The organism is Actinopolymorpha pittospori (assembly GCF_014873875.1).
Taxonomy (GTDB): Bacteria; Actinomycetota; Actinomycetes; order Propionibacteriales; family Actinopolymorphaceae; genus Actinopolymorpha; species Actinopolymorpha pittospori.
Map to the genome: position 1 here is coordinate 9,551,485 of NZ_JADBEM010000001.1, position 21,754 is coordinate 9,573,238.

Annotated in this window: 12 protein-coding genes; 9 read left to right on the top strand and 3 right to left on the bottom strand. The window is 71.5% G+C overall.

Features of this window, described 5'->3' with window-relative positions:
• Positions 1-141: 141 nt before the first annotated feature.
• The gene (locus HEB94_RS44200) at positions 142-1,872 is read right to left on the bottom strand and encodes an L-aspartate oxidase (protein ID WP_192755372.1); all 1,731 of its coding nucleotides are present in this window, start codon (positions 1,870-1,872) and stop codon (positions 142-144) included.
• Positions 1,873-1,998: 126 nt separating this feature from the next.
• Positions 1,999-3,249, bottom strand: coding sequence for a low temperature requirement protein A (locus HEB94_RS44205; RefSeq protein ID WP_337918394.1), 1,251 nt, complete (start codon positions 3,247-3,249; stop codon positions 1,999-2,001).
• 297 nt (positions 3,250-3,546) lie between these two features.
• Here HEB94_RS44205 and HEB94_RS53065 point away from each other — a divergent pair, with 297 nt between their 5' ends.
• A complete protein-coding gene (locus tag HEB94_RS53065) occupies positions 3,547-7,437 on the top strand; it encodes a S8 family serine peptidase (RefSeq protein ID WP_192755373.1) in 3,891 nt (1,296 codons plus the stop codon).
• Between the two features lie 159 nt (positions 7,438-7,596).
• Here HEB94_RS53065 and HEB94_RS44220 read toward each other — a convergent pair whose 3' ends face one another.
• Positions 7,597-10,953 (bottom strand): bifunctional cytochrome P450/NADPH--P450 reductase, encoded by a 3,357-nt coding sequence (locus HEB94_RS44220; protein WP_202896869.1) that lies wholly within the window; start codon positions 10,951-10,953, stop codon positions 7,597-7,599.
• A 128-nt stretch (positions 10,954-11,081) separates the two neighbouring features.
• On the opposite strand from HEB94_RS44220, the gene HEB94_RS44225 reads away from it, so the two are divergent.
• The 8 genes from HEB94_RS44225 (at position 11,082) to HEB94_RS44260 (ending at position 21,734) form a co-directional block, all read left to right on the top strand.
• Positions 11,082-11,858, top strand: a complete 777-nt coding sequence (locus HEB94_RS44225; RefSeq protein WP_192755374.1) for a TetR/AcrR family transcriptional regulator — start codon at positions 11,082-11,084, stop codon at positions 11,856-11,858.
• Positions 11,855-12,589, top strand: coding sequence for a DUF1275 family protein (locus HEB94_RS44230; protein ID WP_192755375.1), 735 nt, complete (start codon positions 11,855-11,857; stop codon positions 12,587-12,589). The genes HEB94_RS44225 and HEB94_RS44230 overlap by 4 nt, the downstream gene beginning before the upstream one ends.
• Before the next feature lie 310 nt (positions 12,590-12,899).
• Complete coding sequence (locus tag HEB94_RS44235) at positions 12,900-14,372, top strand: glutamate synthase subunit beta (RefSeq protein WP_192755376.1); 1,473 nt, start codon at positions 12,900-12,902, stop codon at positions 14,370-14,372.
• A 129-nt stretch (positions 14,373-14,501) separates the two neighbouring features.
• Entirely contained in the window at positions 14,502-17,123 is a 2,622-nt protein-coding gene (locus HEB94_RS44240; RefSeq protein WP_337918395.1) for a Tex family protein, read from the top strand.
• A 150-nt stretch (positions 17,124-17,273) separates the two neighbouring features.
• A complete protein-coding gene (locus HEB94_RS44245) occupies positions 17,274-18,125 on the top strand; it encodes a TIGR03620 family F420-dependent LLM class oxidoreductase (RefSeq protein WP_192755377.1) in 852 nt (283 codons plus the stop codon).
• Between the two features lie 97 nt (positions 18,126-18,222).
• Positions 18,223-18,972, top strand: a complete 750-nt coding sequence (locus tag HEB94_RS44250) for a DUF402 domain-containing protein (RefSeq protein ID WP_192755378.1) — start codon at positions 18,223-18,225, stop codon at positions 18,970-18,972.
• A 45-nt stretch (positions 18,973-19,017) separates the two neighbouring features.
• Positions 19,018-19,851: a hypothetical protein gene (locus tag HEB94_RS44255; protein ID WP_192755379.1), complete on the top strand. Its 834-nt coding sequence runs from the start codon at positions 19,018-19,020 to the stop codon at positions 19,849-19,851.
• 137 nt (positions 19,852-19,988) lie between these two features.
• Complete coding sequence (locus HEB94_RS44260; protein ID WP_192755380.1) at positions 19,989-21,734, top strand: M15 family metallopeptidase; 1,746 nt, start codon at positions 19,989-19,991, stop codon at positions 21,732-21,734.
• Positions 21,735-21,754: the final 20 nt, after the last annotated feature.

Genomic DNA, 21,754 nt, shown 5'->3' on the forward strand with positions numbered 1-21,754 from the left:
AGGGTGGCGATCGCACGTCAGAGGTACACGAGAAGGTGCCGACGACTGCGCCGTCGGTGATACGCGGCGCGGCGACGATGTCTGCCGACGATGTCTGCCGCGGTAGGGAGTTCTGTTCTTCAACCGGGTCGCCGGTGGCTTCTACTCGACCAGCTTTCCGGCGGACGAGACCTCGCGCATGAGCGCCGCGATCTCGCCGGGAATCGGCGGAATGGCCTCCCGCTGCACCGATCCGGGGCCGGACCACACGAGGTTGACCTGCAGGGCCGGGTCGACGTCGGGGTAGTCGGAGCGGTTGTGGCAGCCGCGGGTCTCGCGCCGCTCGAGTGCGGTCTCGATCGTCGCGCGCGCGGCGAGCGCCGAGGACTTCAGGTCGAAGGCGTGGGCCAGGTCCTGGAAGCCGGCGATGTCCGGGTGCACGCCGACGTCGTTGATGCGTGCGTCCACGGCGGTGAGTTCGGCGAGGCCCTCGCGCAGGCCGGTCTCGTCGCGCACCACGCCTGCGTGCTCGGTCATGATGTCGCGGAGGGCGCGCTGCAGAGACCGCACGTTCTCCGGGCCGTCGGCGGCGAGAAGGTCGTCCACCTCCGACCGTGCCGCGTCCAGCGCCTCGGCCGAGCGGCGCTGGGCATCCAGGCCCGCGGAGTACTCCGCCGCGGCCTGCCCGACGATGCGGCCGTAGACGAGAAGTTCGATGAGTGAGTTGCCGCCGAGGCGGTTGGCGCCGTGCAGGCCGCTGCCCGCCTCCCCGATCGCGTACAGGCCGTCGACGCCCGTGCCGTGGTCTTCGGATCGCACCCAGACCCCGCCCATCGAGTAGTGCGCGGTCGGCGCGATCTCGATCGGCTCCTTGGTGATGTCGAGCATCTGCAGTTCCAGGAGGGTCTGGTAGACGCGAGGCAACCGCGTCATGATCGTCTCCCGCGGCAGGTGCGACACGTCCAGCCACACGCCACCGGCCGGGGTTCCACGGCCCTCCTTGATCTCGGTGTACGCCGCCAGAGAGACGCGGTCGCGCGTGGACAGCTCCATCCGCTCCGGGTCGTAGCGCGACATGAACCGCTCGCCAAGTTGGTTGCGCAGGATTCCGCCCTCCCCCCGTGCCGCTTCGGACACGAGGGTTCCGGCCGCGTTCTCGGGCGCGATGAGACCGGACGGGTGGAACTGCACCAGCTCGGGATCGCGGATGCGGCAGCCGGCCAGCACGGCCAGGCGGAAGGAGTCGCCGGTGTTCTCGTCCCTGCGGGAGGAGGTGCGCCGCCAGATCCGGGTGTGGCCGCCGGCGGCGAGGATCACCGCGTCGGCATGGATGACGTAGCGGCTGCCATCGGTCAGGTCGAACCCGTACGCACCGAAGACCGCGTTGTCGCGTACGAGAATGCGTGTGATGTACACGCTGTCGAGGATGGGGACGTCGAGCTGCGCCGCCCGGTTGACCAGGGTGCGCTGGATCTCCAGTCCGGTGTAGTCCCCGGCGAAGGCGGTGCGCCGGTAGGTGTGGGCGCCGAAGAAGCGCTGGGAGATCCGCCCGTCCGCCTCGCGTGCGAACGGCATGCCGTAGCGCTGGAGATCGTCGATTCCCCGCGCGGCGCCCTCGGTGACGATCCGCACCGTCTCGGGGTTGGCGAGAAGGTAGCTCTCCTTGAGGGTGTCCGCTGCGTGCTGTTGCCAGGTGTCCTCGGGATCCATCGTGGCGAGCGCCGCGTTGATGCCGCCCGCCGCGAGAGAGGTGTGCGCGTCCGCCTTGGGTCGTTTGCCCACCGCCAGGACGTCGACTCCGTGCTCGGCCAGTTCGATGGCGGCCCGAAGTCCGGCTCCTCCCGTCCCGATGACCAGGACGGAGGTGGCAATCCGGTTCTCTGGCGAGTGCATGGTGCTCCTTCGATGAAAGCCGTTCCGCAAGACAAGACCGGGTAGCGGCGTGATTTGTGACATCCCGGCACCTGTCGGGGTGGGGATAGATGAACGGAGGCTGCCGTTCGGCCAGGCGGCTGTGGTCTACTTCACAACTTGCCGGAGCCGGCGGCGCGCGCCGTGGCGCTCGCCCGCACGGGCCCGCATGGCCGCGGTCGTGATCGTGACGGCGACCAGCAGGACGCAGATGGCTGTGATCGCCGCGACGACGGCGGCCACGCCGATCCGTGATGTCGCGAGTGGCAGCAGGATGACGGCGACGCAGGCCGGGACCGCGGCGGGATAGATGACGGGCCCTGGGACGATGAGCGCGTGCGCCGCGCAGAGCAGGGCGAGATACGCGGCGACCGGGATGGCGACGGCGAAGCCGAGTGCCAGGGGTGATGCCGCGACGTGGTGCCCGCTCTGCTCCACCGCCACCTCGAGTCCGGCGCCGAGGGCCGCCAGAGCCGCGAAGATGCCGTAGTGGCCGTATCCCCACAGGTAGGACCGGTCCCGGCGGTCACTGAGTCCCTCGCCTGCCTCCACCAGGAAGTAGAGCCACCACAAGGCGAACAGCAGGATGAGGCCGCAGACGGCGATGACGACGAAGGGACCGCTGATCTCGCCGGTCTCCAGCGCTCCTTCGACTCCCCGGCTCGTGGCCAGGACGCTCTCACCGAGCAGGATGATCGTGAACAGGCCGTAGCGCTCGGCGATGTGGTGCGGATGCCAGTTGGTGGCCCTGGCGCGCTCCGCCCAGCGTGGAACCGAGAGTTCCAGGACGACCAGGACGAGGAAGAACGGCAGCGCGAAGGACGACGGCAGAACGCCCGTGTCCACGAGGAAGAAGCGAAGCACCCACCCCAGCTGCATGATGCCGACACCGGCGGCGTAGCGCAGCGCGGTGCGGCGGCGGGCGCGGTCTTCGAGACCGGCCCGCAGCCATTGGGCGACGAGCCCGATCCTCATGATGAAGTAGCCCAGGGTGACGATCCCGTAGTCGGATTCGCTGACCGCGGCGGGCACACCGGCGGCGAGGACCAGCACCCCGGCCATCTGCAGCATGGTCAGCAGCCGGTAGGCGACATCGTCGGTGTCGTAGGACGAGGCGAACCACGTGAAGTTCATCCACGCCCACCAGATCGCGAAGAACACCTGGAGGAACGGCATCAGCCCGGCCAGGCCATGACCGCCCGCGATGGCGTGCGCGAGTTGTGCGGTGACGGCCGCGACCGCGACCACGAAGGTGAGATCGAACAACAGCTCGAGCTGGCTCGAAGCGCGGTGCGGCTCGTCGATGGGACGAGCGCGCATCCGGACCCGGATCCGGATGGCGGTACTGGCTGGTGGCACGGTCTCGCTCCTGTCGCTTCACAACGTCCGGTCCGCATCAAAGACAGGGCAGCCCGTCGATCTGTGACAACGCGACACCGAGATCGCGGCACAAAACTTGTCGCGGAGCTGTCACCGACCTCGAGACGTCGACGAGAACCCGGACCACGACGGTCGTCCTCCCTACGCCGTCCTGCCCTGGTGGCGTGTCCGAGCCATGACGCAGATGCGCCGCGGACAGGGATGGATCCCGCACCATCACCCCTGTGAAGCTCTCCGCTGGACGTCCCCACCACGCGGGGCGTGGAGGAGGTAGGAGTGAAGGCCCGACGCACCCTCGCTGCCATCGTCGCCGTCACGGCCGCGACCGCCGGCACCCTCGGCACGGCGGGATCCGGGACGGCCGCCGTGGCTGCCCCTGCCCCTGCCCCGGACGCAGCCGCGCGCGCGACCGTCGCGACCGCTGCCCACCAGGCAGGTACGGGTGCGCCCGGTGGGCACACCTACTCCCTCACCCTGATCACCGGCGACGTGGCCCGGCTGACCGTGCTACCGGACGGCCGGCAGACGGCCACCCTGGACAGCGGAGACAGCGGGGACAGCGGGGACAGCGCAGGGCGCGGCTATCACCTGAGCGAGCGCGACGGCGACGTCCAACTCGTCCCGGACGAAGCACTTCCCTACGTCGCGAGCGGTCAGCTCGACGCCCGCCTGTTCAACCTCAGCGAGCTCGTGGCGCAGGGCTACGACGACCGGTCCGGCGGCTCGATCCCCGTCCTGCTCACCGCGCCCACCGGAGCCCGTGCCACGAAGACGCTGCCCCGCACGCCCGCCGCGACCAGCCGGACCCTGGCACTGCCCAGCGCCCACACCCTGGCCGTCACGCCGCGCAGGGGCGCGGTGCGCGACTTCTGGCGTTCCATCGACGACGACAGCCCCGGCGACGGCGTCACCCGCCTGGCGAGCGGCATCGGGAAGGTCTGGCTGGACGCCAGGCTGCACGCGACTCTGGACCAGAGCGTTCCCCAGATCGGCGCACCGACGGCCTGGCAGGCCGGCTTCACCGGGAAGGGCGTGAAGGTCGCCGTCCTCGACTCCGGCTACGACGCCGGCCACCCCGACCTCGCGGGACGCGTCAGCACGGCGAGGAGCTTCGTACCCGACTCCGACGGGGTTTCGGACCACTTCGGCCACGGGACCCACGTGGCCTCGACCGTCGCTGGTTCCGGCGCCGCGTCCGGCGGCTCCCGCAAGGGGGTGGCACCAGAGGCCGACCTGGTGATCGGCAAGGTCCTCGACGACACCGGCGGTGGCCAGGAGTCGTGGGCGATCGCCGGCATGCAGTGGGCGGTCGACCAGGGCGCCCGGGTGGTCAACATGAGCTTCGGCGGGTTTCCCTCCGACGGGAGCGATCCGGTCAGTGCGGCGGTCGACGAGCTGTCCGCCAGCAGCGACGCGCTGTTCGTCGTAGCGGCCGGCAACGTCGGACCGCAGGCCGGCACGGTCACGGCCCCTGGCGCGGCGAGCGCCGCGCTGACGGTCGGAGCTGTCGACAAGCAGGACCAGCTGGCGTCGTTCTCCAGCCGCGGTCCTCGACTCGGTGACGGTGCGGTCAAACCCGAGGTGACGGCGCCGGGTGTCGCGATCGCCGCGGCCCGCGCCGCCGGTACCGACCTCGGCTCCGACCTGAGCGAGTACTACACGTCCATGGACGGTACGTCGATGGCGACGCCGCACGTGGCCGGTGCCGCCGCGCTCCTCGCCCAGCGACACCCGGACTGGTCCGGAAGCCAACTCAAGAACGCCCTGGCGAGCACCGCGCGGCCCACGGACGGGGTATCGGTCGCCGCGCAGGGGGCCGGCCGGATCGACGTCTCCCGAGCCGTGACCGAACCGCTCGAGGTCAGCGCGGCGAGCGTCTCGTTCGGCCCGCTGCCCTGGACCGGGGATCCGCGCCCGGCGCTCACCCGCGAAGTGACCTACCGCAACCCCACGAAGAAGGCGGTGCGGCTCACCCTCGACCTGTCCGTACCGAGCCTCGGGGCCGGCGTGCGCCCCGCGGCCGCGCTCACCCTCGACAAACGGGTGATGGCGATCGGGCCCGGCCGGACCGCCACCGTGACCCTGCGGCTGGACTCCGACCACACCGAGCCCGGCAGCTACGCCGGTGTGCTGCTCGCCCGTGGCGAGACCACGACGCTGCGGACGCCGGTCGGGTTCACGGTGGGCGCTCCCACGCACGACGTCACCGTCTCGGTGACCGACCGGGACGGCGGGACCAACTTCGGGATCGGCAGCGACGTCGAGGTGTGGAACCTCGACACCGGTGAGCTCACCCTGCAGGCGATCGGCGCCGAGGGCAGCACGACGCTGGCGGTACCGACCGGACGCTACTCCCTGATGGTGTTCGCGAATCTCCCGTATCCGGGCGGGTGGCAGACCAGGGCCGTCGCGATGCTCGGCGACCCGGAGGTGTCGATCACCGGGCCGCGGTCGTTCCACTTCGACGCCCGTGACGCGGACCCGGTGTCGCTCACCACGCCACGCGCGGCGGATCCGGGCAACTTCGGGATCGCCTGGCACCGCAGCGCCGGTGATCGCTCGGAGGTGAGCGGCAAGGGCCTGTCCGGCGACGTGACCAAGGAGGTCTACGTCCAGCCGATGCCCCGGGTGAGCACCGGCACCTTCGAGTTCCTGCACCGCTGGGACCTCGCCCAGCCGCAGCTGACGGCGCGGATCACCGGGCCTGGAGGCTTCCGCCTTCCGACGCCACGACCCGCCGAGCTCGCTCCCACCTTCGTCGGCGACGGCCGGGTGCGTGTCGTCGATGGCGGGTCGGGAACTCCGGCGGAGCTGGCGAAGGTCGCGGCACGGGGATCGGTGGTGCTCGTCCAGCATCTCGAGGGTCAGGTGTCGGAGCAGGCGCGGGCCGCGGCCGCCGTGGGGGCGCGCGTGCTGTTCGTGTACAACGACACGACGGCCGGCCCCCTGAACGAGTCGGCGGAAGGCGCCACGATCCCGGTCTACCAGCTGGAACGCGTCGAGGGTCTCCGGCTTCGGGCGCTCCTCGCGAAGGCGGCCCAGCCCTGGAAGGTGCTGCCCGGCACGACCGGTAAACCGGGCGAGACCAGCGAGCCGGTGCGGATCGATCTCGCCGGAGTCTCCGGGAGCGGCTCCACCTACGACGTGATCTTCCGCGAGACGAGGCTCGACCGGCCGATCCGCCACGACCTGAAGCGCGTCCCACTCGCGACCATCCGTACCGACTACCACCAGCAGGCGGTTACGGCCACCGGTCACCGGGAGGACAGCAACGCGTTCCTGCCCGGCATCGCCGTCGGGTTCGGGCTCGTCAGGTCGGTCACGACCCCGCTGCGCCGCACCGACTACGTGAGCGCCGACCCCGACACGCAGTGGGTGACCTCCACCGACGCCGGCCCGTTCGGCCTCAGCGGGCACGAACTGTCGGTGGCCCGGAGCTTCCGACCGGGACAGCGGGTCGACCGGGTGTGGTGGCCGGCGATCATCCGTCCCGCCGTTCCCGACATCACCGGCGGCGAGGTCGAGGGGTTGCCGGTGGCACGGTTCGAGGACGCCATCCGGATCGTCGTCCCGCAGTTCGTGTCCGGCGACGGGCAGATCTACGGCTACGCCGACAAGAACGACACGACCAGCCTGGTCCTGCGGCGCAACGGCACGGAGGTGGGACGGGCCGACTGGTCGGCCGGCCAGTTCGTCGTGCCACCGTCGCCCGCTGACTACGAGCTCGAACTCGACGTACGACGGGCCGCCGACACCTGGACCCGGACCTCCACCGCCTCGCACACGGTCTGGACGTTCCGCTCCGGGCACGTGTCGGGACGCGAGGTCCTGCCGCTGCCGCAGGTCGGCTACCGGCTGGACACCGACCTCCACAACCAGGTCGGCGCCAACCGCCCGGCGTCGCTGGTCCTCTCACCCGGCTACCAACCGGGTGGCCGGGGCCCGGGCGGATTCCGGGTCAGCGCCGCGATCTCCTACGACGATGGGGTGCACTGGCGGAGCCTTCGTACGAGGAACGGTCACGGGGACACCGTGGTGGCCACCGTGCCGCCCGCACCGAAGGGCGCCGGGGACCCGACCGTCCGCGTCACCGTCACCGACCGGGCCCACAACAAGCTGACCCAGACGATCGAGAAGGCCTGGCACACCGGAGGTACGGCCCGCTAGGTGCCACCGCACACAGGACACCCCGATGGTGGGGTGGTGGGCCACCTGGTGGCCGACCACCCCACCCCCGACTCCCCCTACCCAGGAACCCACCCGGGCTAGGCCAGAACGACCCCACGAACTGCCAGGAGTGCGCCCGAAAGAGGCGCGACCGGGTGGTCAGGCGAAGACGTCCTGCTGGAAGCGCCCGGCGTCCTCGAGTTCGCGGAGCCACCGTTCGCCGTCCTCAGGGGTACCGCCACGCCGCTGGAGGTGGATCCTCACCAGCGCCTCCCGGACCGCGGGCGCCATCCGCGCGCCGTCACCGCAGACGTAGATGTGACCGCCCGCCTCGAGCGCCGACCAGACGCCGTCGGCCTCGGCCAGCAGGGCGTCCTGGACGAACCGGTACGGGTGTCCGCGCAGGCTGGAGTAGGCCAGGTGGATCTGCACCACTCCGGCGCGTTCCCAGTCCTCGAACTCCGCCCGGTAGAGCCAGTCGTGCTCGGGATGCCGGCACCCGTAGAAGAGCTTCGCCGGTCCCACGGGGCGGCCGGCGGCCGCCACGGCCGCGCGTTCCTCGACGAACCCGCGGAGCGGGGCGATGCCCGTGCCCGGACCGACCAGGATCATCGGGGTCGCGGGGTCGGCGGGTGGCTCGAAGGCCGGAGCCGGCGTGCGTACGTAGCCGAAGAACACGTCGCCGGGCGCGAGCCGCGCGAGGTACTGCGAGCACAGGCCGCGGTACTCGCCCGCGCCCGCCCAGGCGGGCCCCTCCACCAGGCCGACGGTCAGCCGCGCATGGCGCGGGTCGACGCTCGGCGAGGACGAGATCGAGTAGAAGCGCGGACGGATCGGCCCGGCCATCTCCAGGAACGCCTCCAAGGGCAGCTCGAGTGCGGGGTAGCGCTCGAGCACGCCGAGGATCGACACCCGCTTCGCGAGGATCTCCTCGGCGTAGCGCGCCTCCGCCTCGTCGGCGTCGTCGACAGAGCCGGAGCCTGCGGGGCCGGAGCCTGCGGGGCCGGAGCCTGCAGGGCCGGAGCCTGCGGGGCCGGAGCCTGCGGGGCCGGAGCCGGAGTCGTCAGGCCCGGAGCGGGCGGTACCGGTGTAGGCCGCCAGCTCCCGTTTGGTCCATGGGCACCTGGTGTGGTCGGCGAGTGCCCGCAGCTGAGCCCGGGTGGCGACCTCCTGCAGTTCGACGAACTCCGTCAGCAGCAGATCGACCAGGACCGGAACGCCCACCGGCAGATGCGTGGGCCGGTCGTCCTCCTGGTGCAGCCGAACCACCTGACCGGCCGGCACCCGGAGCCGCTCCTTCGCCCAGGCCACGAGCTCCGGGTCGTTCTTCGCGAACACCGCGAGGTGGTTTCCGGTCTGGTAGGTCATCCCCTCCGGCAGTTCGACGACGAGCGACCTCGCGGCCGGACGCGGCGCCTCCAGGCTGAAGTCCCACAGGCCGGTGGGGTCGGAGACGAGTTCCTCGCTCGCGACCACCCTGATCGGGACGGCCTGCTCCGACACCACGGCCGGGCGGATCTCAGCCTCGCTCAGCACGTCCAGGCGGTAACGCGGCCCGTCGGTCGTCGCCGGGTCGGCGCCGTAGTCGCGGGCGAGCGCCGACCACAGCGTGTCCGTCCAGGTGTTCGCCATGCCGTCGAAGTCGCCCGCGGCATCGGCCTCCCCGCGGGGCACGACGGCGGTCGCCCCCGCGGCGAGGAGGGTGGCCTCGACCCGCTTCGGAAAGGCCTGGTACGTCGACCACTGGGTGTTGCCACAGCCGAGTACCGCGAACCGAAGTCCGGACAGCACGTCCGCGGCAAGCCCGCCGGTCCGGCTGAGCTGGTAGAAGCGCTGGGCGTTGTCGGGGGCCTTGCCGTTGTAGCTCGCGGTCGCGACCAGCAGCAGCTCGCCGGTGGGTGGTGTTCCGGACTCGATCTCGCCGGCGAGTTCGTCGAGTGTGGTCAGGGTGGTGTCGAAACCCGACCGCCGGGCACGGTCGGCCAGCTGCTGCGCGAGGTCCTCGGTGCTGCCCAGGTTGGAGCCGTAGGCGACGCGAAGTCCGACGCCGAGGGCGCGGACGTCGAAACAGACGGAGTCCGTCGCGGCTTCGCCGTCCCCGCTCGCCCGCGTCGAGTCCGGTCCGAGGACCGCGCGTTCGTGCGGTTGGCGTTCGCGTACACGGATCGTGAACCCGTCCGGCTTCAACGTCAAGGTCTGCTTGACATGGAGCTGGTAGGCGTGCGGGTCGGACAGCGCGAACCGTTGCAGCACGAGAGCGAGCGCGAGGCGGGCCTCGGTGAGGGCGAACTGGCGTCCGATGCAGGCGCGTTCGCCGTTGCCGAAGGGCTTGTAGGCGTGCGGATGGTGACCGGCCTTGTTCTCCGGCAGCCACCGGTCGATGTCGAACTCCTCCGGGCGTTCCCACGCGCCCGGATGGTGGTGCAGGGGTTCGAGCAGGACGCTGATCTTCTGCCCCTTGGGCAGGGCGTAACGGCCCCCGATCACGGTGTCCTCGTACGCCCTCAGACCGAACGCCGGAATCGGCGACCACAGCCGCAGGGTCTCGTCCAGGATGCGCGCAATGACGTCGAGCTTCATGGTCGTCTCGTAGTCCGGGACGCTCTCACCGGGCAGCAGCTGGTCGACCTCGGCATACGCCCGGGCCAGCACGTGCGGGTTGCGCAGCAGCAGGTAGAGCGCGAAGGAGAGCAGGCCGCTGGTCGTCTCGTGTCCGGCGATGAGGAACGTCAGGACCTGGTTGCGGATGTTCTCGTCGCTCAGCCGTTCACCGGTCGTCGGATCGCTCGCGTCGAGCATCAGGCCGAGCAGGTCGCGCACCCCGGCCTGCCCACCGGCGCGGCGTTGCCGGATCACCTCGTCGACGAGCGTCTGCATGGTGTGGATGTCCGCCTGGTAGGCGCGGTCCTGCTTTCGGCGCAGCGTGGTGACGAACGGCAGTTGCCGCGTCCGCATCATGGCCTCGACGAGCGCGTTGCTCATCGCCTGGAGGAACGGGTGCAGCTGCTCGTGCTCGAAGGAGTGGAAACGGTGGCCGAACCCGGTGAGGGAGATCGTGTCCAGCGTCAGCCGGGTCATGTCCTCCGCCACCATCAGGTCGACACCCTGGTGGTGCTGCCATTTGGCGACCAGTTCCTGCGCGACCTCGAGCATCTGCGGGAAGTACGCCCGCATCGACCGCTGGCTGAACGCCGGCATCAGGATGCGGTGGGCGTGTCCCCAGCTCGGTTCGTCGTGCCGGGCGGTGAAGAGTCCGTCGCCGCTGAAGTTCCGCACATGGCTCAACGGCGGGTCGATCGTCTTGTAGAAGCGCGATTCGTCAGACAGTTCGGCCACCAGGTCGGGGTCGTAGACGAAGGTCACGACGCGTCCGCCCAGCCCGATCTGGTAGATGCCCCCGGGGTAGTTCCCGGCCAGACCGGCGAGGTACCGGCTCGGACCGTCGGCCGGAATCTGCAGCGTGTTGCCGACGACGGGCAGGCCACGCGGGGAGGGGATTGGCCGGAGGTCGGTCAAGGGAGCTCCTCACGATGACGCCGCCAGGCGGTGGCCCGGCGGAGGCGCGTTTCCGGGTGCTGGCGGATTACCAGCCATACGCCGTATGACGCGAAACCATACACCGTATGGCTGCTAGCGTACGACGTATGGTTACGCGGGCGGGACCGACGGACGGCGGGGCAGGCGGGTCGAGGGGCGGCCCCGCGAGCGGAGCCCGACGAGACTCCCCCCACCTGACCGCCGAGCGGATCCACGCGGCAGCGTTGCGGCTCGTCGACGTCGACGGGATCGACGCCCTGAGCATGCGCAAACTCGCGGCGACGATGGGCGTCAACCCGATGTCGCTCTACCACCACGTGCCCAACAAGGCCGCTCTCCTGCGCGGCATCTGCGGCCTCGCCGTGGCCGAACTCGACATCCCGGTCCGCGCCGACGCGGACTGGCGGGACCAACTCAGACAGATCGCCCACAGCTACCGTTCACTCGCGCACCGGCACGGCAACCTCATCACCTACCTGATCGCCAATCCGGGCTTCATCCAGCGGGACGGAGCGCTGTGGACGGCGCTGTGCGAGACCCTCGCGCGGGCCGGCATCCCCGCCGAGGAGGTGGTCCGGATCGGCAACGTCCTCCTGACGTTCGTCTCCGGCTTCCTCCTCGCCGAGGTCAACGGCACCCTGGGTGACCTGCTCCGTTCGGGGCCCGCGAGCGGCGAGGGCGAGCAGCCGGACGACGGCGCGGCCGACGCCGCGGCCGACGCCGCGGAGTTCGACCGCGGCTTCGAGGCCGGGCTCGAACTCGTCATCGCCGGCCTGGAGGCCCACGGCGCGAGCGCGGCCACCCCCGCGAAAACGTCCCGGTCCGGCACCGCCCCGCGCCGGCGCGGCGGCCGCACGGCGCGGCCGAACCACCTGGGCCGGTGACCGACTCACCGGGCCCGGCGGCCGACCCGGGCCGACCGGGTGGACACGACGAACCTGGTCGGCACCCGCCGATGCCGACCATCTCCCTGGGCCTGCTCGCCCTGGGTGCGGGCGCCACGGACGCGCTGAGCTGGGCCGGCCTCGGCGGCAGCTTCACCAGCGTGATGACGGGCAACCTCGTCCTGCTCGGCCTGGCCCTGGGAGAACCCGCGCCCATGGGTGCGGTCCGGCCCGCGGTGGCGATCTGTGCGTTCATCGTCGGGGTGTACGTCGCGGCGCTCTGGCTGCGACGAGCCCGGGCGGAGGATGCCACCTCCTGGCCGGACCGCGTCAGCGTCACCCTCGGAATGGTCGCGCTCGTCCAGGTCGGCGTACTCCTGTGCTGGCTCGCCGGCCTCGGCGACGGCGGTCCCGGACAGCAGAGCGTCCTGATCGCCCTGTCGGCGATCGCGATGGGCGCGCAGAGCGCGGCGGTCAGCGCCCTCGCCCTCGCCGGCGCCGCGACGACCTACCTCACCGGGACGCTCGCGTCACTCACCACCGAACTCGCGACCACCGGCCGACCGGCCACGATGCGCCGACGGTTCACCGTCCTCCTGGCCCTGCTGCTGGGCGCGGTCCTGGAAGCCGCCCTGCTGACCGGCGTCCGGCCGGTGGCGCCGGCCCTGCCGCTCGTCGCCACGCTCGCGGCGATCGTTGTGATGGGCCTACGACGACCGGCCCGCCCCTGACCGCCGGGGCGAGCGGTGCGTCCACACCATTCACACCATCCCGGCAACCCCGGCGAAGACGGGATCAAGGGGCGCGAGTCAGGTGGGTGCGGCGCGGTCGATTCCAAGCCCCGGTCCAAGCCCCGGGCGGTCCGGGAGCCGAGCACTCGCGCACGAGGGCCGCCGGAATGGACGGGAACAGGACGAACGCGAGCGGAGACCGGGACCAGAGAAGGACCACAGAAGGACCCCGTGGCAGGGCTGGAGGTCATCTCGCGGGCTAGCATCGGGTCCGACACATGTCAACGTCTCCTTGCCTCGATGTACGACCATGCCCGCACAACCGTGGGGGTTCCTACGCCACCCACGCGTCGACGTCCGCAAGCGCCCCATCGCCGAGCGCCTGCGGGACTGGCGGGTCGTGCTCCTACCGACCTCCGCCGCCGACGCCGGTGTCCAGGCGGCCCGCTGCATGGACTGCGGGGTGGCGTTCTGCCACGCCGGCTGCCCGCTCGGCAACCTGATCCCGGAATGGAACGAGTTCGTCGCCCGTGACGAGTGGCGCCGGGCCATCGAGGCGCTCCACGCGACCAACAACTTCCCGGAGTTCACCGGCTGGCTGTGCCCCGCGCCCTGCGAACCCGCCTGCGTCCTCGCGATCAACAGCGACCCTGTGAGCATCAAGCAGGTCGAGCTGTCGATCATCGAACGGGCGTGGGCGGAGGGCTGGGTCACCCCGCTGCCGGCGCCCGTCCGCAGCGGCCGGCGGGTCGCCGTGATCGGCTCGGGACCGGCCGGCCTGGCGGCCGCCCAGCAGCTGGCCCGAGCGGGGCACGAGGTTCACGTCTTCGAACGCGACGACCGGATCGGCGGCCTGCTGAGGTACGGCATCCCGGATTTCAAGATCGAGAAGCCTGTCGTCGACCGCAGGCTCGCGCAGCTCCGGGCCGAGGGCGTGGAGTTCCATCCGGGGGTCGAGGCCGGTCGTGATCTCACCGGGCGGGAGCTCCGCCGCGACCACGACGCCGTCGTGGTGGCCGTCGGCGCCCACGCGTCCCGCGAGGTGGACCTGCCGGGTCGGCGGCTCCGCGGAATCCATCAGGCACTGACGTACCTCCCACTGGCCAACCGGGTGCAGGCCGGCGACCTGACCGGCTCCCCCATCAGCGCGGCCGGCAAGCACGTCGTCATCATCGGCGGTGGCGACACGGCCGCCGACTGCCTCGGTACGGCCAACCGACAGGGCGCGCTGGAGGTCCACCAGCTCGACCACAACCCACGCTTCCCCGACGTCCGCGACCCGCTGACGAACCCCTGGCCGCAGTGGCCGCGCGTGCACCGGACCTCACCTGCCCACGAGGAGGGCGTGGTGGAGGGCTGGTCGCGGGAGGTCGTCGAGTTCCGCGGCGACGAGGAGGGACGGGTCCGCGAGGTGCGGACGGCGCGGGTCGAACGTCGCCGCGACGCCGCGGGCCACCGCGACTACGCCGTGGTGCCGGGCAGTGAGCACGATCTGCCCGCCGACCTCGTCCTCCTCGCGGCCGGGTTCGTCGGTACCGACGCGACACCGCTACTGGACCAGCTCGAGGCGCGGGTGGACCCCGTACGCCGGACGCTCCTCGTCGACGACGGCTGGGCGACCACCGCGCCCGGTGTCTTCGGCTGCGGCGACGCGCAGCGCGGGGCGAGCCTGATCGTGTGGGCCATCGCTGATGGTCGGTCCTGCGCCGCTGCGGTCGACCGTCAGCTCATGAACCGCTCCTTGCTCCCCGCGCCGGTCCGGCCACGCAGCCGGCCACTCTGAGCGGCACCCCTCCCCCGGTGAGTGGCCCCTGTCCGTCCCCGCTCGTATGCTGCCCGGACGCGCGCGGCGAACCTGGTCCGTCGGACAGAATGCGTCCGAACGACGCGCGCAGAGAGGGCGGAGCGAGACGTGACGACGAGCACGGGGTCCGAGGTCCTACCCGAGACGGCGGCGCCGGCGGCGCCAAGGGTGGTCCCAGCCGCCGCGATCAACCAGCGGATCGCTGAGGAGCTCGGCGTCCGGGAGGGCCAGGTCAGGGCCGCCGTGGACCTGCTCGACGGCGGCGCGACCGTGCCGTTCATCGCGCGTTACCGCAAGGAGGTCACCGGCACCCTCGACGACGCCCAGCTGCGCACCCTCGAGGAGCGCCTGCGCTACCTCCGTGAGCTGGAAGAACGCCGCGGCGCCGTCCTCGACTCCATCCGCGAGCAGGGCAAGCTCGACGCGGCGCTGGAGGCACAGATCCTGGCGGCCGACTCCAAGGCACGGCTGGAGGACATCTACCTGCCCTACAAGCCGAAGCGGCGGACGAAGGCACAGATCGCCCGTGAGGCCGGCCTCGAACCCCTCGCCGACAGCCTGCTCGGCGACCCGGGCCTCGACCCGCAGGAGGCGGCTTCGGCCTACGTCGACGCCGACAAGGGCGTGGCCGACCAGGCCGCCGCCCTCGACGGTGCCCGCTCGATCCTGGTCGAACGGTTCGCCGAGGACGCCGACCTCATCGGCACGCTGCGCGAGCTCATGTGGTCTCGCGGCCGGTTGGTGTCGAAGGTGCGTGAGGGCAAGGAGGAGGCGGGCGCGAAGTTCGCCGACTACTTCGACTTCGCCGAGGGTTTCACCTCGCTTCCCTCCCACCGGGTGCTCGCGGCGTTCCGCGGTGAGAAGGAGGAGGTCCTCGACCTCACCCTGGAGCCCGAGGAGCGCGACGGCGACGAGCTGGTGCCGGCCGGCCCGACCGACTTCGAACGCCGCGTCGCCGAACGCTTCGCCATCACCGACCAGGGCCGGCCTGCCGACCGGTGGCTGGCCGACACCGTGCGCTGGGCATGGCGGACCCGCATCCTCGTCCACCTCGGCATCGATCTGCGGATGCGGCTCCGGCAGGCGGCCGAGGACGATGCGGTCCAGGTGTTCGCGGCCAACCTGCGTGACCTGCTGCTCGCCGCACCGGCCGGCACCCGCCCGACGATGGGCCTAGACCCCGGCTTCCGCACCGGCGTCAAGGTCGCCGTGGTCGACTCGACCGGCAAGGTGGTGGCGACCGACACCATCTACCCGCACGTGCCCGCGCGGCGCTGGGACGAGGCCCTGGTGACCCTGGCGCGGCTGGCACGGGCCCACCAGGTCGAGCTGATCGCGATCGGCAACGGCACCGCGTCCCGCGAGACCGACAAGCTCGCCGAGGAGCTGATCAAGGCGCAGCCAGAGCTCAAGCTCACCAAGGTGGTCGTCTCGGAGGCGGGCGCCTCGGTCTATTCGGCCTCCGCCTACGCGTCGGCCGAGCTGCCCGACCTGGACGTCTCGCTCCGCGGTGCGGTGTCCATCGCCCGCCGCCTGCAGGACCCGCTCGCCGAGCTCGTGAAGATCGATCCGAAGTCGATCGGCGTCGGTCAGTACCAACACGACCTGGCCGAGACCAAGCTGTCCCGGTCGTTGACCGCTGTGGTCGAGGACTGTGTCAACGCCGTCGGTGTCGACGTCAACACCGCCTCGGCGCCGCTGCTGACCCGCGTCTCCGGCATCACCGAGAGCCTGGCCGCCAACATCGTGACGCACCGCGACGCGACCGGACCGTTCCGCTCCCGAGGCGCGCTCAAGGACGTCCCGCGGCTGGGGCCGAAGGCGTTCGAGCAGTGCGCGGGCTTCCTGCGCATCCCCGCCGGTGACGACCCGCTCGACTCCTCCAGCGTGCACCCGGAGGCCTATCCCGTCGTCCGCCGGATCCTCGAGTCGACCGGTCAGGAGCTGCGCGCGATCATCGGCAACACCGCGGTGCTGCGAGCGGTGAAGCCCACGGAGTTCGTCGACGACACCTTCGGGTTGCCCACGGTCACCGACATCCTCTCCGAGCTGGAGAAGCCGGGCCGCGACCCGCGCCCGGCGTTCCGCACGGCGACCTTCGCCGAGGGTGTCGAGGAGCTGAAGGACCTCATCCCCGGCATGGTGCTGGAGGGAGCCGTGACCAACGTCGCGGCGTTCGGAGCGTTCGTCGACGTGGGCGTGCACCAGGACGGGCTCGTGCACGTGTCGGCGATGTCCAAGAACTTCGTCAAGGATCCGCGCGAGGTCGTGAAGCCGGGCGACATCGTGCGGGTCAAGGTGCTCGACGTCGACATCCCGCGCAAGCGCATCTCGTTGACGCTCCGACTCGACGACCAGGTCGGCGGCGAGGCCGCCGCGCCGGCGCGTGGCAACGCCCGCGGCCGGGAGCGTGAGGGCGGCGATCCCCGCGAGGGCGGACCGCGCGGCGGCGGTGCCCGTACCGGTGGTGCCCGCGGCGGCGGTGCCCGTACCAGCGGCGCCGCTGGCGGCACTGCTGGCGGGGATGGTCGCGACGGGCGGGGGCGGCGCGGCGACGCACGAGGAGCACGCGCAGGAGACGGCCGCGGTGGCCGCGGTGGCGACACCCGCGGCGGGCGCGGTGGCGACACCCGCGGCGGCGCGCCCGACACGGCACTGGCCGACGCGCTTCGTCGTGCCGGCCTCGTGGGCGACGACAAGGGCAGCGACGGCAGGGGCGGCAAACGCTGAGCAAACTCCGCTGAGTTCGGCGCGTCCGGGGAACAACCCGGCGCGGCGTCCGGTTGGCTCTGACTATTGGCCGACTGCCACCCTCCGGCAGTCGGCCGGGCAGACAACCGGGCGCCGCGAAGGCGCGGCCAGACGCCAGGCGAGGTGGCTATGACGAAGCTGGAACTCGGGCCGGTCGGCATCGGACTCGACTATGTCGGACATCCGCTCAGCGCTGTTCTCGACGCGGCCAGTGAACTCGAAGGTCTCGGTTTCTCCTCGATCCTGCTCTCCGGCGGCGCGAACGACGACCTCAGCCGGGTCGGCGAGATCGTGCGCCGTACGGACCGCATCCCCGTGTTTCCCGGGATCTTCTCCGTCGATCTGATCGACCGCGCCTCGGTGGCACGGACCTACGCCGAGGTCCAGGCCAGCGACCCGGACCGCTTCCTCGTCGGGCTCGGTGGAGCGCACGGTCCGAGGCCGCTGGAGACCCTGGCCGGCTACCTCGACGAGCTCGACACCCTCGACCCGACGGTCCCGGCGAGCGCCCGGATCCTCGCCGCTCTTGGCCCGCGGATGCTCGAACTCTCCCGCGACCGTGCGGCCGCTGCCCTTCCCATCCTCGTCACCCCCGACTACACCGCGCAGGCGCGGGAGCTGCTCGGCCCGGACACCGCGCTCATCGTCCAGCACTTCGTCGCCGTCGACACCGATCCAGAACGCGCCCGTGCCGCCGCGCGCGGTCCGCTGAGCTTCCTGCGCCAGATCCCTGGCTACGCGCGCAACTTCGCTCGGATGGGCTTCAGCGCCGATGACGTCGCCCACCTGAGCGACCGGATGGTCGACGCGCTCGTCGCCTGGGGCGACATCGAGGCGATCGGCGAGCACGTCGACGCACTGCTGCGCGCCGGTGCCGACCAGGTGGCGCTGACCATCGTGCGAGTCGAGGGCGAGCTGGAGGACCTGCCGGCCGAGCAGTGGCGCCGCCTCGCGCAGATCGTTCCCGCGACAGCCGGGTGACGTCCTGAGCGTCGCTGACGCGCCGAACACGGCTGGGGCCGTCTCGGGTGACCCCGCGCGCGGCACTGCGGGAACCCCCACCGGCGAGCGCCTGTCCGTGAAGCCGGGCGGCACGCTGGTCGTCCAGGAGTACTGGCGCGGACACCTGTGGAGTGCGGTGCCCCACGTGCTGGTCGCGGCGGAAGCGGACCAGTACGTGACCTACCTGCCCGCCGGCACCGCGGCGACGTACGCGAGCAGCGTCGGCATACCCGGCCGCGACCACCTCTCCCGCGCCGAACGCAAGCTCCTCGCGATGGAGAGCTGCGTGTACCGGGTGGTCGAGCGGCAGGTCGCGCCGGAGACGTTGCACTTCTTCACCAGGGGTTCGTGGGCCCGCGTCAACCTCGGCTGGACAACGGAGCGGACTTTCCTCGGCTGGTACGTCAACTTCGAGTTGCCGGCCACGCCGAGCGGGACCGGTCTCCGCACCATGGATCTCGTCCTGGACATCCTCATCGGACCTGACGGCGACTGGGCGTGGAAGGACCGCGCCGACTTCGACGAGGCCGTGCGGCGCGGCGTGTTGGATCCCAAGCTCCTCGCCACGCTCGAAGCCGAGTCCGACCGCGTGCGGGCGCGGGTAGCCTCCCGGTCGGGCCCCTTCGACGAACGCTGCAGACGTGGCGGCCAGATCCGAGCTGGTGCGTGCCCGTCCTCCCACCGGAGTACCAGGTGGAAGGCAGGTGTTGGGGTGGCGGGTAGCTCGGTGACGACGTGCCGCGCGCGGTTGTTCCCCGCCGAACTCCTCGACGCCCTGAACGCCGGAATTCGCGAACGTCCTCACGCCACCATCGGCAGGTCCTAGCCTGAGGGCCCGGTTCAGCAGTACTCCGAGAACGGCGCCCGAGCAGTGAAACTGACGTATCGAGTGGCGGCTGGCCTCGCGGTCGGTGCCCTTGCGGTGTTGATGAGCGCGTGCAACTCCACCTTGACGTTGGCGCCCGCGGAGGAGTCCGCGCGCACGACGGAGGAGAGCGCGTCCGGCCCGGCGGCCGCGCCGACCGGTGACGCTTCGACGGATCGGACGCCCGCGGCATCGACCAGCGCCGCTCCCACGGCCGCTGTCGCAGACCCCCCGCTGCCGCCTCGTCCGAAGACGACCGCCGGACCTCTGGACGCCGGCAACCTTCCGGCCGCCACCCGGATCGGACCGACCTTCACGCCCCACGCCGAGCCGGACTCGGCCGAGGACGGCTCCCGCTCCAACGGCGCACCGGTCCGGCAACGCGACCCGGGCGAGGTCGCGTCGTCCATCGTCCCGTTGGGCTGTCCGGGTTCGGAGTCGGTGGCCGCGCTTCCGGTGCCCGTGAACGCGCTGGAGGAGACCTACCGGACCCGGGAGCAGAGGTCCGCGGTCGCCCTGGTGCTGGACTACGGTTCGGACGCCGCCGCCACCGCGCTGGTCGAGCGGTTGGCAGCGATGCTCGCGTACTGCACGCGGCCGACCCCGACCGACCCGCTCACGACACCCCGGCTGGTCGCGACGGTGAGCCGGCCGGATAAGCGCACGCTGTTCGACTCGAGGTACGAGGTCGGGCCAGGCGCCTCGCCGAGCCGATGGGACGAGACGGTCGTCCGCGACGGTAGCCGGGTGGGGCTGGCCATCGTCGAACGCGCCGCGTCCGCACCGGCGGGCGACCAACGCGGTCTTGCCAGCCACATCCGCGACCGGATCGCGGACTAGGCACCGCCGGCGACTCGTCCCGACCGTGCACCGCGGCGCCGCACGAGTGTCCGCGTTCACATCGGTCTCAGCTTCGATCTCGGCTTCGGACTCGACATGTGGTTCGTACGCAGAACCAGTCACGCAGGGGGAACGTGATGGACTCAGTGAAGGCACGCCCACTCCCGGACCGTCCGGTCCGCCGCGGGCACCACCTGGTTGTGTGCGTGGTCGGGGGTGTGCTCGGTTGTCTCCTCCTGAGCCTCCTGACCGTGCTGCCCGCGGGGGTGCGAACGGCGCATGCCGCGCCGCCACCGGCGATGGCCGCCGCACCGCCTCCCGCGGACGACATCACCGCCCCCGAGGCCGACGACCCGGCCGCCGCGATCGAGGAGCGGTACCAGCAACTCGGCGGGCCGACCGGTGTGCTCGGCGCGCCCACGTCGGCCGTCACCCCGATCCTGCTCGGCTTCGTGCGGACCTACGCCCACGGCCGCATCTACTACTCCACACCGACCGGCGCGCACGAACTGCTCGCGGGCCCGATCCTGGACCGCTACCTGCAACTCGGCGCCGAACGCAGTCCGCTCGGATATCCGGCCACCGGCCCGACCGCCGAACAGCCGGCGGGCACGGTGGTCCAGCGGTTCCGGGGCGGCCGGATCTACTCCGGGCCTTCCACCGGCGCCTGGCCGGTCTACGGCCCCATCCTGGACCGCTACCTCGCCCTCGGCGGGCCCACCGGCAAGCTGGGCCTGCCCACGAGCGGTGAAGCCGCCGTCCCACCCACCGGTGCGCGGGCCAGCGTCTTCCAGCACGGACGCATCTACTGGTCGGCGTCGACCAGGGCGTGGGAGGTCACCGGCGTCATCCTGACCTACTACCTCTCGCTGGGCGCCTCCGCCAGTGCGCTCGGCCTGCCCACCAGCGCCGAGTACATCTCGGGACGCGGGGCGTTGGTGCAGAACTTCTTCCACAGCCGCGTGTACTGGTCACAGGCGACCGGTGCGCGCTCGGTCTACGGCCAGACGCTGGTGCGCTACCTCGCCCTCGGGGGCTCCGCCGGGTCACTCGGGCTGCCGACGGTGTCCGAACACGCGGCTGCCCGGCCGGGAGCGCGGGTGACGGAGTTCCAGAGCGGTCGGATCTGGTACTCCCCGGCCACCGGCGCCTGGGAGGTGCGCGGCGCCACCCTGGCGAAGTACCTCAAGATCGGCGCGGACGCCTTCTGGATCGGCCTCCCGGTCAGCGTCATGCGTCAGACGTCCTACGGGTACCGGCAGGACTTCCAGAACGCGTCGATCCAGTACCTCGACGCCAGGAAGGCCGCCTACGTGCGGGTTCCCTTCACCACCAGCGTCGTGACGCCGAAGGCGAAGGACATCCCCTACACCTACCGCAGCGGCTGCCCCGTCGCCCCGTCCGGGCTGCGGATCATCACGGTGCCGTTCCGGAACTTCTACGGTGACGACGGGTACGGCCGGATCGTCGTCCGGGCGAGCGTGGTGCCCGAGGTCACCGTGGTGTTGAAGTACGCCCACGCGAACTGGTGGCCGCTGCGGCACATCTACCCGGTCGACAAGTACAGGGGCAGCGACCCCGCCTCGATGCAGGCGGACAACACCTCGGCGTTCAACTGCCGCAAGGTCACCGGCAACCCCTACCGGCTCTCCCAGCACTCCTACGGCAACGCCATCGACATCAACCCGTTCGAGAACCCCTACGTCACGGCGACCAGGGTCTACCCGGACGGCTCGGAGCCCTTCCTCAACCGCTCGAACGTGCGGCCGGGCATGATCCTGCGGGGCGACCCGGTGGAGCTGACGATGCGACGGCTGGGATGGCCGTGGGGAGCGCGGTGGGCAGACCCGGACTACCAGCACTTCTCCGAGAACGGCGCCTGAACAGGTGCAGGCCGCCGTTC

Coding starts and splice junctions, on each gene's coding strand:
- HEB94_RS44260 (WP_192755380.1), top strand. CDS start 19,989: ATGGACTCAGTGAAGGCACGCCCACTCCCGGACCGTCCGGTCCGCCGC.
- HEB94_RS44225 (WP_192755374.1), top strand. CDS start 11,082: ATGGTTACGCGGGCGGGACCGACGGACGGCGGGGCAGGCGGGTCGAGG.
- HEB94_RS44235 (WP_192755376.1), top strand. CDS start 12,900: ATGCCCGCACAACCGTGGGGGTTCCTACGCCACCCACGCGTCGACGTC.
- HEB94_RS44200 (WP_192755372.1), bottom strand. CDS start 1,872: ATGCACTCGCCAGAGAACCGGATTGCCACCTCCGTCCTGGTCATCGGG.
- HEB94_RS44245 (WP_192755377.1), top strand. CDS start 17,274: ATGACGAAGCTGGAACTCGGGCCGGTCGGCATCGGACTCGACTATGTC.